Consider the following 13254-nt stretch of genomic DNA (forward strand, 5'->3'; position numbering starts at 1 on the left):
GGTTTGGTAGTGCATGGTTGGTATCAGAGCCCGAAAGTGCGCCACGGTTGCGACCGGGCTGAGATAGATAACGTATGGCGGCGGCATTAAGTTATTGCTTCACTATATAGAACGTTTTGTGCGTTAGGATTGCTCTTTTCAACAAAAAGCGCTATTCACCGTAACGGCAAATGAATACTAGCACCACCTTCAACCGCCGCTCACAACTGTGCACCTACTGCAGAGCTACCTGACAATGGCGGCAAACACCGTTATGGAAGAACAAGATATCGTCAAACAAGCCAGTGAGTACGTTTTCAGGCTTTTTAAGGAACAACTGTCTAAAAAGCTTGTTTATCACAATTATAAACACACCTTCGAGACTGCCAACGAAGCACGCCAGTTGGGAGAGCTATACGATCTGAGCCCGGAAGAGCTGCAGGACCTGGAATTGGCTGCCTGGTTTCATGACACCGGCTACGTAACCGCTTACGACGGACACGAAGAAGAGAGCGTGCGCTTCGCCACCTCGTGGCTGCAGGAAAACAACTACCCGCCTGAGCGCATTGCCCGCGTGACCGACTGCATCATGGCCACCAGGCACGGCACCAAGCCTGAAACACTGCTGCAGGAGATCATAATTGACGCAGACATGGCCAACATCGGCAAAGAAACCTTTTTTGCCACAGCCGAGCTGCTGCGCGTGGAGTGGGAGATCTTTAAAGATAAGTTTTTCACAGACCGGGAGTGGGCGCAGTTTCAGATGGAATTTCTGCTTTCTACCACCTTCTATACCGCCAAAGCCCAGCATAAATATGCCGGACAGCTCGGCCTGAACATACAGGAGCAGCGCAACCAACTGAACAAAGAGTCGAAGAAGCTGAAGAAGGAGGAGAAGGAACAGCGCGAGACGCTGGCCCAGCCGAAGCGCGGTATTGAGACCATGTTCCGCAACACCTATCGTACTCACCTTAACCTGAGCGCTATCGCTGATAACAAGGCCAACATGATGATAAGTCTCAACGCCATCATCATGTCGGTAATCATCACATACCTCAGTACCAAGACCTCCATTACAGGAGCTGAGTTTGCCCAGCACCGCTCGCTGCTTATACCTGTAGGCATGCTACTGCTCACCACACTTGGCTCTGTCATCTTTGCCATCATCTCAGCGCAGCCTGAAGTGACGAGTTTCTCTTTCAACCGAAAAAAGATCAACAGCAAAAAAGTGAACCTGCTTTTCTTCGGTAACTTCACTAACATTCCGCTGGAGGATTTCCAAAATGGCATGCACGAGATCATGCGTGATAAGAAGTCGCTTTACACCAACATGATCACCGACATTTACTACCTGGGCGAAGTGCTGAGCCGCAAGTACAAGATTCTGCGCATCTCCTACTCCATCTTTATGGTGGGATTGGTACTGACGGTAATCGCCTTTGGCATTTCCATAGCCCTGTACGATGAACCCATTGTGGAACCGACCCCACAGGCACAGCCAGCACAGGAACAAACCCCGCAGCAGTAGTCGAACTTGTAAATAGTCGGAATTAAGCTAAATTTGTGCAGGCTGCCCGGAAGCTTATTCCGGATCACCTGGCCCTGTAGTTCAATGGATAGAATAGGAGTTTCCTAAACTCTAGATTCAGGTTCGATTCCTGACAGGGCCACAAATGCAAGGGTTATTTTTCAGGATGTTTGGGGAACTAACCTCCGATGGCTTCACTTAATAAAAAGAGCCTGAGTTACTTCGCAACGGCACTATATTTCCGATTTCATATTTTATTTCCTATATTAGAGCTGAAGCCACTCTCAAACACCATGAAAACAACCTTAACTGCCTGCATGCTGGCCGTCTTTGCCAGCCTTACGGCCTGCAACAGTGAACAGCGGAGTATGGAAGCGGACGGCTCTGAAGCTACCGTAGCCAGTGAGACTGGGAGCCTCCCTGCAGACGTATTATACGCCACCAGGCCTCTGATCGGTGGGGAGGTGTACAAAACCGCCAGCTTTCAGGCTAACAGCCTGCTGCACTTCGACACCACACAGCTCATCCAGGTGCTCGACACCTCCGATGCCATGTTTGTAAAGGCTCGTGTGCACCGCGACACCACCGCTTATACCGGTTTTGTATCCAAGGCCATCCTACCGGAGTAAACCATTTAAGCCTAAAACAACGAAGGCCGCTCTGCAAGCAGAGCGGCCTTCGTTGTAAATGTATGTTTTCTTATTTGACTACAACCCTTCTGACAGAACTGTAGCCTTCAGCTTCTATCTTCACATAGTACAGCCCTTTAGCGAGCCGGGTCAGATCGACAGTTTTGGTTGTCTGAATGTCCGGACGGCTGATCACTTCCTGGTACACCTCGTTTCCGATCACATTCAGGATACGCAACTCCACCTGCCGGGCATCTAGCTGGGCAAACGAAATCGTAAAAACCCCGTTGTTGGGGTTAGGGTATATAGCAACCTCTTTTTCCTGTTGCTCCAAGCTCTTATTCTTTGTTTCAGTTTGTCCCGGAGCCGGCTCACGTACCTGGGCCTGTGCCAGTAAAACTGCCATACAGAAAAAGAGAGTAAGTATAATTTGCTTCATATTGAAAATTAAGATCTTGTACTTCTAAGTATACACAAAAGTTGTTCCATATTGTTAACGTTTGGAGGGATAATTTGTTCTTGCATTTTGCGCACCAGAACGAATGCTTTCACTAAATAGCGGAAAGTTTTTTTGGACTTAAAACATAAAGCCTGTCAATTATGCAGATAGCGGTTATCGGAGGGGGTCTTGCCGGGTTGACCAGTGCTATTGCGCTAGCCGGGCAGGGGCTTTCCGTGACGCTCATCGAAAAAAAGTCCTACCCCTTGCATAAAGTGTGCGGAGAATATGTCTCGAACGAGGTGCTGCCCTATTTGCGCACTATCGGAGCTGACCCGGCGGCGCTCCAACCAGCCTCTATCTCCCGCTTTATGCTTACCTCTCCAAAGGGCGCCCTCCTGGAGTCGCCACTCGACCTGGGTGGGTTTGGTATAAGCCGCTATACCCTCGATCACTTCCTGTACCAGGTAGCATTGGCCAAAGGGGTGCAGGTGAGGCTGCAGACGGCGGTGCAGGACGTGCAGTTTACCCATAACCGTTTTGTCCTAAAGCTATCGGATGGCGACACCCTTCGTGCGGAAGTCGTACTTGGCGCCTACGGCAAGCGCAGTGCCCTCGACCGCCAGCTCAACCGCTCCTATTTTACCAAGCGCTCTCCTTACATCGGAGTGAAGTACCACGTGCGGCTTGATATGCCCACTGACCTGATCGCGCTGCACAATTTCAGGGACGGCTATGCCGGCATATCGGCCATCGAGGACGGCCGCTACTGTTTCTGCTACCTGACCACCCGTGAAAACCTGCGGCGGCATGGGTCTATACCTGCCATGGAGCAGGCCATACTGCAGCAGAACCCACACCTGCGCCGCATTTTTGCAGAAGCCGAGTTTCTATATGAGCAGCCAGAGGTAATCAACGAAATATCCTTTGCCACCAAGACCTGCGTGGAGAACCACATGCTCATGTGCGGCGACGCGGCCGGCATGATCACACCGCTTTGCGGCAATGGCATGGCCATGGCGGTACACGCAGGCAAGTTGGCGGCAGAGCAGGTGGTGCGCTATTTTGAAAACGGCCACAATCGGGAGGCACTGGAGAGGGGCTATACCCTGGCCTGGAAAGAACAGTTTGAGCAGCGTCTGCAGGTAGGGCGTGCCGTGCAGCGGCTGTTTGGAAACCCACTGCTTTCGGAGCTGGCAGTGGGTACGCTACGCTATTTGCCCGCAGCGGTACGCCTGATCATGTGCCGGACCCACGGACAGCCTTTCTAAACCTATACATCTTAAAACGGTCGCTTTCGTACTTAACCAAACCTGTGGCTGCGTCTTTTTGGGGAGAAGCACGAACATAGTGTTTGCTTGCCTGTTGATGCTATACCTACGACAGGCGGGCGGGTCCCAGGTATAGTTTTCCATTGCCTTGAAAAAAATTCTTAGCACACACACCAGCTCATGAAAAGCTATATATGCGGTATCGGCACGGCTAACCCGCCACACAAAATCCCTCAGATGCAGGTGGCCGACTTTATGGCAGCGGCCCACCAGCTCGATGAGCAAGGAAGCCGCAAGCTCAAAGCCCTCTACCGCGTATCAGGTATAAGCCAGCGTTACAGCGTGCTCGAAGACTTCACCCGACAAAACGGCGACTATACCTTCTTCCCCAACACGCAGGACCTCGAGCCCTTCCCCACGGTGCAGCAGCGCATGGAGGTATACCGTAAGCACGCCCTTGACCTGTCAGAGCAGGCGGTGCGCAACTGCCTGGCCCAGGTCAGCGATACGACGCTGCAGAGCCTGACGCACCTGATCACCGTGAGCTGCACAGGCATGTACGCCCCCGGCCTCGACATTGAACTGGTGGAGCGACTCGAACTGAACTCCTGTGTACAGCGCACGGCTGTCAATTTCATGGGCTGCTATGCAGCCTTCAACGCCATTAAGCTGGCCGACGCCATCTGCAAGGCTGACCCGAGTGCCCGGGTGATGTTGGTGTGTACTGAGATCTGCACCATCCACTTCCAGAAAAATCAGGAGCAGGACCACCTCGTATCGAATGCACTGTTTGGCGACGGCGCGGCAGCAGTGCTCATGCAGGGACAGCCCTGCCAGGAGGTGAGCCTGGAGCTGCAGTCTTTCCACTGCGACCTGGCGCCTGCCGGCAAGCGCGAGATGGCCTGGCACATCGGCGACACAGGTTTTGAGATGACCCTCTCCTCCTACGTGCCCGACCTGATCAAAAGCGGCATCAAGCAACTCACCGAACGTTTGCTGCAAGGCCTCCGCACTACTGTTTCAGAGATTAAACTTTTCGCCATACACCCCGGCGGGCGCCGCATACTCGAAGTGATAGAACAGGAACTCGGCATGACACGCGATGACAACCGCTTTGCCTACCGGGTGCTGCACGAGTTCGGCAACATGTCGTCGGCCACGGTGCTGTTTGTGCTGAAGGAGCTGATGGCGAGCCTGACCACGCAGGAAAAAGACGAGCCGGTGCTGAGCTTTGCCTTCGGCCCCGGCCTCACATTGGAATCGATGCTATTGAAGGTGCACTATGCTGAAGCAAAGGTCTAACCAAGCCGAACTGATGGACGACCTCAGCCTGTCAGGCGACGAGCTGCGGCGCAACCTCGAAGAACTGGAAGTGATTAACACCTGGCTCGGCGGGTACAAGGTGGTGCTCGATGCGCTGGAGCAACTGCTGGATGGATACACAGGTCCACCTCTGCGTCTGGCCGACATCGGCTGCGGCGGTGGTGACACGCTACGCCACATTGCCAAGTGGGCCCGCCGCAGGAATATCCCACTGCAGCTCATAGGTATAGACGCCAACGACTTTATGGTGCAGTATGCCCGTCAGCGCTGCGGCGGCTTCCCCGAAATAGAGCTGGAACAGCACGATGTGTTTTCAGAGAGCTTTCAGCATCAGCAATACGACATCGTGGTTTGCAGCCTGTTCTGTCATCACTTCACCGATGATCAGTTGGTACACATGTTCCGACAGCTGCATCGGCAGGCAGGTATAGCCGTTATCGTCAACGACCTGCACCGGCACTGGCTGGCCTATCATTCTATTAAACTGCTTACCCGGTTTTTCTCTGATTCCTATCTTGTCAAAAACGATGCACCACTTTCCGTCTGGCGGGCTTTCCGGAGAGAGGAACTACAGCAACTAGTGCAGCAGGCAGGTATAGACAGGTATAGTCTGCGTTGGATGTGGGCATTTCGGTGGCAGCTTCTTTTGAAAAAAGCCTAACAATTAGTATCTTAACAAGGTATACAAATCAACTCCCTTATGATGCGACGGATCAACATGCCATACCTGCTTTCGGTACTGGTGGCTGCCGCGGCGTTCTACTTCGCCTGGTCTCGCGAGTTTGTCACAAATGTGTGGCTGGCACTGGCATTAATTGCTACGCTACAACCGGCTATTTACCTGGTGCTGCGGCACGCCCGCAACAGGTATAGCTGAATCGCTCACTTAACCCTTTTGACATGAACAAAAGCACGCTCAACTTCTGGATTCTCTTCGTGGTATCCATCATTATCTCAGCCCTGATCATCTCTATTTTTGTGAAGGTACTCAAGGCTGTTCTGTTTGTGATCCTGGTGCTCGTACTGGCCCCGATCATTTATATTGTGCTCAAGCTGATACTGCCTGGTGCAAAAGGTAAGAGCGAGGACGATAAGCTGAAGTCCAGGCCTTAGGTTTAGAAAAAGAGCTGCTGCGCCAGCCGGAAGGTATTGGCGTGCGCCTCCACAATGTGCGCGATCTGTTTGGAGTAGCCCCCTCCCATACTTACCGTGACAGGTATCCTGTGCCGTGCGCAGGCCTCCAGTACCATGCGGTCGCGCTCTTTGCAACCGGCTATGCTCATACCAAGTTTCCCCAACTTGTCAGTCGCCAGCACATCCACTCCCGACTGAAAAAATACAAAGTCGGGTTCCTGCTCGTCCAGCAGCCATGGCAGGTGCTCTCCCAGTAATTTCAAATAGGTTTTATCATCCGTGCCCTCTGCCAGCGGCACATCCAGGTCCGATTGTTCTTTGTGGAAAGGATAATTGTGCCCGCCGTGCATGCTGAAGGTAAACACCCGCGGCTCGTTCCTGAAAATCTGTGCCGTGCCGTTGCCCTGGTGCACGTCCAGATCCACTACCAGCACCTTTTTGATTCCCTTATACCTGAGCAGGTGATTGGCCGCAATGGCAATGTCGTTGAGCAGACAGAAGCCCTCGCCCCTGTCGGTAAAGGCATGGTGCGTGCCACCGGCTATATTCATGCCGATGCCAAACTCCAGCGCAAACAGCGATGCCTGCAGCGTACCGTTCATGATCACCACCTCCCGCTGTACCAGCTCCTCCGAAAGCGGAAAACCAGTTTTTCGGATCTCCGACGGACTCAACTCGAGGTTACGGAGGCGCTGCCAGTAAGTGGCGTCGTGGGTGTCGAGGATGTATTGTTCCTGTAGTGGTTCGGGGGCAAAGAGATTGTCTTGGGTGATGGTACCTTCGTAGAGCAACTGCTCGGGCAGCAGATCATATTTGGCCATCGGAAAGCGGTGGCCTTCGGGAAGGGAATGTGCGAATATTTCGGACCAGGCAATTTTTAGCATCGTGCAAAATTAACATTTATACACCGCCACTAGTTTATCCACCGCTTCATTTTCTTCCCCCGGCACATACCTTTTCCTACCGCTCAGGCTCCATTCTCAGACTGCTTTCACAGCACCTGCACAAATCACTTATACCTGATTTTCAGTGCAATTATCCTCTCACAACATTATGTAAAACACCCTATGCACACAGGTGCATAAATTCATGAAACCCTATATAATTGCCCACAAATGCGCATTCGGAATGTGGATAAATGTGGATAACTATGTTGATTACGGTGAATTATCCACCATTTACTGTTAACTCCCTGTTAATTTCAGGTAAATTTCACCTCTGGGGCACCGATCTGGCTGCTGCTACAGTCACGGCTTCACACGGAGCAGTCCAAAAAGAGAGTGCTTCCGATGAAGTATCATCAGGCCAAAAGCTATACCTAAAAATCTGTGTACAAGGAAAATGCAACCTTTATTATCTTTACAACGATATATAGCAATTAACATATAAAAGTCACGTTTTAGCATAGGCTATCGTAGACTTTAATAGAAACCAACCTGATAAGATGATGAAAAAACCAATACTACTCCTGCTTGCTTTCCTGTTTTCAGTAGGTGCCTACGCTCAGACCGATTATGGACCATCGGCAGGACAGCAAAACCACAACCTGTTTAGCGGCACTGGGACCAATTCCGGCTTTGGTATAAAGGGCGGTGTGAACTTCGCCACCCTCCGCGGCAGCGACAAAGATGTACTGGGCAATTTTAGTGGCCTTACGACTTTCCATGCCGGTGTCTATACTCAGTTTTCGCTTGGCAACACTTTCTCTATACAGCCTGAGGCGCTCTATTCCCGCAAAGGCATTGAGCGAAACGACTCCACCTTCCGCTTCGATTACCTGGAAGTACCTATTTTGGCGGTATTCAATATCACCGAAAATGTGAGTGTACATTTTGGTCCGCAGGTAGGCATCCTGATGTCAGCCAAAGAAGAGGACACGGAAGTAAGCATCGAGCCGCTGAACACCTTTGCTTATGGCGTAGCAGCCGGAGCCGAGGCCCGTCTGAGCATTTTCAGGCTGGGAGCCCGCTACAACCTGGGGCTGGAGGATCTTCGCAAAGAAAACAACCAGGGGCAGAAGATTAATCAGGATATAAAACACGGCGTATTCCAGGTATACCTGGGCCTTGGCTTTTAAGGCATTACTCACCTCTGATCTCCTCGACACAGGGGCCTGGCAGCAGGTCCCTGTTTTGTTTTAGGCGCAGGTATACAGCCTGCTAATTTCAGCCCTTTGTCTTTGTATGCCGTATTTTATAATGCTGAAAACCACCCCTGCGCCAGCGGGCACAGCGCTTACACTTATGAACACGCACAGACTACAACCGCTCTATACCCTACTTTGGGCCTTTCTGGCATTTGCTGGCATGGCCTGCGACACCACCGTAAAAACCGATGAAGCAGAAGTGGGCGCTGCCGTTCGGGCTCTGAGCCCCGGCATGCCCGACCAGATATTTGAGTTAGACACGACCAAAAGCACCGTTACCTGGATAGGCGCTAAAGTGACAGGACGCCACAATGGTCTCATTCCAATCAGAGAAGGCACGATCACACTGCACGATGGCAAGCCCAATGGCGGCAAGGCAGTCTTCGACATGACCAATGTGCGCTCGGATGATAAGTCGATTGACGAGGCAGGGAACAAGAAGCTGACAAAGCACTTGCGCTCCGAGGACTTTTTTGACGTGGAACAGCATCCTATCGCCTCCTTTGTGATCACCTCCATTATACCTTATGACAGCACAGAGCGCCAGGATGCCCCTGCCCTCTCCGGCAACACAAAACAACTGCGCATCAAAGACCCTAACCATAAAGTGACAGGCAACCTTACCATTACAGGCATCACCAGGAGCATCAGCTTTCCGGCACAGATTGAACTCGAGGACTCGGTGCTACGGGCTAAAGCGAATTTCAACATAGACCGGACCCACTGGAAACTCACCTACGGCTCTGACCAGTCGCTCGGAAACAGGACCATTTATCCATCAGTCAATATTGGACTTGACATAGTGGCTCGCCGGCAATAAGCTAGATAGCAAACACTTACACCTGTAGTTGCGTTACAGCAATTGTACTGTTCCGACATTTATTCCAGCTCAGCTATGCTAAACTCACCCGTAATACGTTCCTACACAAACCATTTGTGAACATATTATGAGAAAATACCTTTGCCTGTTGCCTCTTTTGCTACTCTGTCTTACGGCCAACGCCCAGGGCAGCGCCATAGCGGCATTAAACCTGAAACAGGCAGAGACGCTGAAATTCGGCATGTTGGCACTGGGTGCCTGGGCACTTATCAACATACTGATCAGCAGTATCAAACTAACCAAGTCGTCGCGCAACAAGCGTTACTTTTTCCAGATGAACATCTACTGGAATATCGTCAACATGATCATTGCGGGCGGATCACTCTATTTTATCCTCTCATTTGACCCTACTGTCCGATCACTATCCGAAACGGTCGCTTTCCACTACTGGACGCTCAGGCTGCTATACCTGAGCATCGGCCTGGACTTCGCTTTCCTGATGCTGGCGGCCTATCTGAAAGAACGATCGCTGAGTTCGCCAAAAGCAGAGCAGTACCTGGGCTATGGACAGTCTATCACACTGCAGGGGCTGTTTCTGCTGGTGCTCGATATCACGCTGGCTGTATTGCTGGAAGGCCGCACTGAACAATTGCTGCCGCTGATCAATAGCTAAGATATAGGTATAAGAAAAACCGCCGTGCCATACCTCAGCAGGTATAGCACGGCGGTTCGCTTCGTAGCTTCGGGAGGATTATCTTGGCTCGTGACGACCCTCGGCGAATTCCTCAATGATCTTTTTATTAAAGGCAGGTATATCATCCGGGTTGCGGCTGGTGACCAGGCCATTGTCCACCACCACTTCCTGATCCACCCACTCGGCTCCGGCGTTTTTTAAGTCGGTTTTCAAGGTATGGTAGCTGGTCATTTTCTTACCCTGCAACTTGCCGGTCTCAATCAGCGTCCAGGGGCCGTGGCAGATGGCAGCTACGGGCTTGCCGCTTTCCATGAACTTACTTACAAAGCTCACCACCTTGTCGTTGGCTCGTAGCTTGTCAGGGCTCATCACGCCGCCAGGCAGCAGCAGCCCGTTATAATCGTCGGCGTTCACGCTGTCGATGGTCTTGTCTACTTTAAATTTGTCGCCCCAGTCCGTGTGGTCCCAGCCTTTCACTTCTCCGTCTTTCAGGGCGATAATGTGGGTTTGAGCACCGGCTTCTTCCAAAGCTTTTTTGGGCTCTGTGAGCTCCACCTGCTCAAATCCGTCGGTTACTACAATTGCTATCTTTTTTCCTTCCAATTTATTAGCCATTCTAAGTTCGTTTTTTTAGTTTAACATTCGTATAGTTTATTCAAAACGATTTAGAGGGCAAATTGTTAGAAGGCAGCAAGCAGCAATAGCCCTGCTGTATATTTCGTTATAATCCCATGATGAAACATCTGAAGCAATTTTTGCTGGTAATGGTCTTTGGCCTGTTCGCCAGCACGGCAGCCCAGGCGCAGGAGGTCACGACCATTAAGTTTGACCAGCTGCAGGAGCTGCGCCAGTCGCCGCACGACACGCTGTATGTGGTGAACTTCTGGGCCACGTGGTGCAAGCCCTGCATTAAAGAAATGCCTTATTTTGAGGCCGCCCACGCCAAGTATAAGGACCAGCCTGTGCGGGTGATCCTGGTGAGTATGGATGCCGTGCAGGACAAGGAAAAGCGGGTGATGCCTTTCGTGCAGAAGCGCAAGCTGCAGTCGCGGCTATACCTGCTCGACGAGCCGGATGGCAACACCTGGATCGACCGCATCGAGCCGAAGTGGTCGGGTGCTATACCTGCCACCATGTTCTTCAACAACAAGCGCAAGCAGTATGAGTTTATAGAGCGCGAGATATCACAACAGGAGCTACAGGAACTGATCAACAAGTATAAACCATAATCCATTACTATGAAGAATAACCGAATACCGCTTCTTTACATGGCGTGCCTGCTGTTGGTGGGCATGCTGATGGCAGCTGTACCAGCCTCCAACAACTCCGGCTACCAGGTAGGCGACACGGCCCGCGACTTCAAACTGAAGAACGTGGACGGCAAGATGGTCTCCATGAGCGATTACAAAGATGCCAAGGGTTTCATTGTCACGTTCACCTGCAACACCTGCCCTTACTCGGTGGCTTACGAAGACCGCCTGATCGAGCTGCACAACAAGTATGCACCGAAAGGCTACCCGATCATCGCCATCAACCCGAACGATGTGAAGGTATCGCCAAAGGACTCTTACAAAGACATGCAGGTACGCGCGAAGGAGAAGAACTTCCCGTTCCCGTATGTGTATGACGAAACGCAGGAGATCACCAAAGCCTACGGTGCCACCCGCACGCCACACCTGTATGTAGTGCAGAAGCAGAAAGACGGCACTTTCAAGGTAGCTTACATCGGCACGATAGACGACAACTCACGCGAACCAAACAAGGTGCAGAAGAAGTATGCCGAAGCCGCCCTTGACGAATTGGTAGCCGGCAAAGCCGTGAGCCAGCCGAACACGAAGGCGATCGGCTGCACCATTAAATGGCGTGAGGCATAGTTTCAGTTTTCCTTTCTGATATCAACAGGCAATGGCAGCTCGGTCGGTTTGATCGAGCTGTCTGCTTTTTGGGCTACAGGCAGATCAATCTCTCCTTTCAGGCCGGCAATGCGGGCCTCCACTTCATACTTGTTGTTGTAGTAGCCCACCCGCATCGACTCGCGCAGGTATAGCCAAAGGAAGCGTAGGTAGCCGTGCTCCTGAAACTGCCGGATATGGCAGAGCTCGTGCGCCACCCAACCTTTGTCACGCAGAAAAGAATCCCGCTTCACACCGCTCAGGTGAATCGTTCTGCCTAGCACCATGGCCACATTGCTGCTCTTGAGCACCATGCGGGCGATGCGGGCGAAAGGTGAGTTCTCAACAATTTTGTACTTCATTTTTGTAAGTTTATACCTGACAAAAGGGACACAGGGGTTGTACTGCAAAGCAGCTAAATAAGTGAACATGTCTTAATAGAAAGCGAATGCCCGGCTATCTCCTGTGAACATCAGCTGTTTAGCATGTTGCCAGTTAAGAAAATTGTACCTACTTTTGCTCCTTGCTTTGCCAATTTAGTATTTGGCGAACAGGTTGCAGGGTATAAAATGCCATACAAGACCTATACCACTCTACAACCATAAGGTGACAAAGTTTGCTGCTACGGCAGAGCTAAACATGCTAAACCCTATGACAAAGACAATCATACTGAGCGTTCTGGCCCTTGTATCCATCGCTCTTTCTTTCTTCTACGAAGTAAAAAAGCCTGAGTCGACACCGGCTGAAACAGAAACGGCCAGCCTCATGCTATACCCGATCCAGACAGGAGAGGATATCGCGAAGGCACTGCAACTACAGGTGCCGTCCCACCTCAGTGAGCCCGTGGATTCGGCCTTCTACCACCGCTACTCCCGCAAACTAGGACTCAGGCTCGACTACAGCGAAGACAAGGACCTGCTCGAGACCGTTTCCAAGTGGCTGGGCACCCCTTATAGCTATGGCAGCAACTCCAAACGAGGAACCGACTGCTCCGGCTTTGTGACCCGCATCTACAGCGACGTGTACGGCATCGACCTGAGCCGCAGCTCCCGCTCCATGTTCGATGACGTGACCCGCATCCGCAAAGACAGTGTACGCACCGGCGATCTTGTCTTTTTCCGTCGCAGTCCCAGGCAGCCGATCTTTCATGTGGGCATCTACCTCAAAGACAACAAGTTTGTGCACTCCGCCACAAGCGGTGGCGTGATGATCAGTTCACTCAAGGAGCCTTACTACCGCAACTACTACTACGCTGCCGGTCGGGTTGACTAGGGCTATACCTAGTATCAGAAATTTTAAGGACGGGCAGCTATACCAGCGCCCGTTTTTCGTTTACAGCGTATAACAAAATTACTTGTAGCAAGGTATAGGAAGCTTGTTAGGAGTTGAGCAACTTGCG

General features: G+C 51.6%; 17 protein-coding genes and 1 tRNA gene. 14 read left to right on the forward strand and 4 right to left on the reverse strand.

All coding sequences use genetic code 11. From position 1 onward, the window contains the following. Positions 1 to 253 precede the first annotated feature (253 nt). The 3 genes from AC5FXQ_RS10985 (at position 254) to AC5FXQ_RS10995 (ending at position 2136) form a co-directional block, all read left to right on the forward strand. Positions 254 to 1507: a Pycsar system effector family protein gene (locus AC5FXQ_RS10985; protein ID WP_493602476.1), complete on the forward strand. Its 1254-nt coding sequence runs from the start codon at positions 254 to 256 to the stop codon at positions 1505 to 1507. Positions 1508 to 1577: 70 nt separating this feature from the next. Further along, positions 1578 to 1649 (forward strand) — tRNA-Arg (locus AC5FXQ_RS10990). A gap of 151 nt (positions 1650 to 1800) precedes the next feature. Beyond that, positions 1801 to 2136 (forward strand): hypothetical protein, encoded by a 336-nt coding sequence (locus AC5FXQ_RS10995; RefSeq protein WP_493602477.1) that lies wholly within the window; start codon positions 1801 to 1803, stop codon positions 2134 to 2136. Between the two features lie 70 nt (positions 2137 to 2206). On the opposite strand, the gene AC5FXQ_RS11000 is transcribed toward AC5FXQ_RS10995, so the two are convergent. Beyond that, on the reverse strand, positions 2207 to 2542 hold the full coding sequence (locus AC5FXQ_RS11000; protein ID WP_007660506.1) for a T9SS type A sorting domain-containing protein: 336 nt from the start codon (positions 2540 to 2542) through the stop codon (positions 2207 to 2209). A gap of 194 nt (positions 2543 to 2736) precedes the next feature. On the opposite strand from AC5FXQ_RS11000, the gene AC5FXQ_RS11005 reads away from it, so the two are divergent. The 5 genes from AC5FXQ_RS11005 to AC5FXQ_RS11025 all read left to right on the forward strand — a co-directional run bounded on the left by AC5FXQ_RS11005 (position 2737) and on the right by AC5FXQ_RS11025 (position 6282). After that, a complete protein-coding gene (locus tag AC5FXQ_RS11005; RefSeq protein WP_493602478.1) occupies positions 2737 to 3846 on the forward strand; it encodes an NAD(P)/FAD-dependent oxidoreductase in 1110 nt (369 codons plus the stop codon). A gap of 180 nt (positions 3847 to 4026) precedes the next feature. After that, positions 4027 to 5148 (forward strand): type III polyketide synthase, encoded by a 1122-nt coding sequence (locus tag AC5FXQ_RS11010; RefSeq protein ID WP_493602479.1) that lies wholly within the window; start codon positions 4027 to 4029, stop codon positions 5146 to 5148. Then, positions 5129 to 5830: a methyltransferase domain-containing protein gene (locus AC5FXQ_RS11015; RefSeq protein ID WP_493602480.1), complete on the forward strand. Its 702-nt coding sequence runs from the start codon at positions 5129 to 5131 to the stop codon at positions 5828 to 5830. The genes AC5FXQ_RS11010 and AC5FXQ_RS11015 overlap by 20 nt, the downstream gene beginning before the upstream one ends. Positions 5831 to 5869: 39 nt before the next feature. Further along, a complete protein-coding gene (locus tag AC5FXQ_RS11020; protein ID WP_299984417.1) occupies positions 5870 to 6046 on the forward strand; it encodes a hypothetical protein in 177 nt (58 codons plus the stop codon). Positions 6047 to 6069: 23 nt separating this feature from the next. After that, a complete protein-coding gene (locus AC5FXQ_RS11025) occupies positions 6070 to 6282 on the forward strand; it encodes a hypothetical protein (RefSeq protein ID WP_076421093.1) in 213 nt (70 codons plus the stop codon). Positions 6283 to 6284: 2 nt separating this feature from the next. On the opposite strand, the gene AC5FXQ_RS11030 is transcribed toward AC5FXQ_RS11025, so the two are convergent. Next, positions 6285 to 7187: a histone deacetylase family protein gene (locus AC5FXQ_RS11030; RefSeq protein ID WP_493602481.1), complete on the reverse strand. Its 903-nt coding sequence runs from the start codon at positions 7185 to 7187 to the stop codon at positions 6285 to 6287. Positions 7188 to 7747: 560 nt separating this feature from the next. On the opposite strand from AC5FXQ_RS11030, the gene AC5FXQ_RS11035 reads away from it, so the two are divergent. The 3 genes from AC5FXQ_RS11035 (at position 7748) to AC5FXQ_RS11045 (ending at position 9942) form a co-directional block, all read left to right on the forward strand. Further along, positions 7748 to 8380, forward strand: coding sequence for a porin family protein (locus AC5FXQ_RS11035; protein ID WP_493602482.1), 633 nt, complete (start codon positions 7748 to 7750; stop codon positions 8378 to 8380). A gap of 166 nt (positions 8381 to 8546) precedes the next feature. Beyond that, positions 8547 to 9269 carry a YceI family protein gene (locus tag AC5FXQ_RS11040; protein WP_493602483.1) on the forward strand — a complete coding sequence of 241 codons (723 nt, stop codon included), beginning with the start codon at positions 8547 to 8549 and terminating at the stop codon, positions 9267 to 9269. A 127-nt stretch (positions 9270 to 9396) separates the two neighbouring features. After that, positions 9397 to 9942, forward strand: coding sequence for a DUF6992 family protein (locus tag AC5FXQ_RS11045; protein ID WP_493602484.1), 546 nt, complete (start codon positions 9397 to 9399; stop codon positions 9940 to 9942). A 78-nt stretch (positions 9943 to 10020) separates the two neighbouring features. On the opposite strand, the gene AC5FXQ_RS11050 is transcribed toward AC5FXQ_RS11045, so the two are convergent. Continuing rightward, complete coding sequence (locus tag AC5FXQ_RS11050) at positions 10021 to 10578, reverse strand: type 1 glutamine amidotransferase domain-containing protein (RefSeq protein ID WP_493602485.1); 558 nt, start codon at positions 10576 to 10578, stop codon at positions 10021 to 10023. A gap of 116 nt (positions 10579 to 10694) precedes the next feature. On the opposite strand from AC5FXQ_RS11050, the gene AC5FXQ_RS11055 reads away from it, so the two are divergent. Then, a complete protein-coding gene (locus AC5FXQ_RS11055; RefSeq protein WP_493602486.1) occupies positions 10695 to 11192 on the forward strand; it encodes a TlpA family protein disulfide reductase in 498 nt (165 codons plus the stop codon). A 9-nt stretch (positions 11193 to 11201) separates the two neighbouring features. Further along, positions 11202 to 11837, forward strand: a complete 636-nt coding sequence (locus AC5FXQ_RS11060; RefSeq protein WP_493602487.1) for a thioredoxin family protein — start codon at positions 11202 to 11204, stop codon at positions 11835 to 11837. 2 nt (positions 11838 to 11839) lie between these two features. On the opposite strand, the gene AC5FXQ_RS11065 is transcribed toward AC5FXQ_RS11060, so the two are convergent. Then, on the reverse strand, positions 11840 to 12217 hold the full coding sequence (locus AC5FXQ_RS11065) for a hypothetical protein (RefSeq protein WP_493602488.1): 378 nt from the start codon (positions 12215 to 12217) through the stop codon (positions 11840 to 11842). 289 nt (positions 12218 to 12506) lie between these two features. Here AC5FXQ_RS11065 and AC5FXQ_RS11070 point away from each other — a divergent pair, with 289 nt between their 5' ends. Continuing rightward, a complete protein-coding gene (locus tag AC5FXQ_RS11070) occupies positions 12507 to 13127 on the forward strand; it encodes a C40 family peptidase (RefSeq protein WP_493602489.1) in 621 nt (206 codons plus the stop codon). Positions 13128 to 13254: the final 127 nt, after the last annotated feature.

This window comes from Pontibacter sp. LHS1, assembly GCF_058932855.1.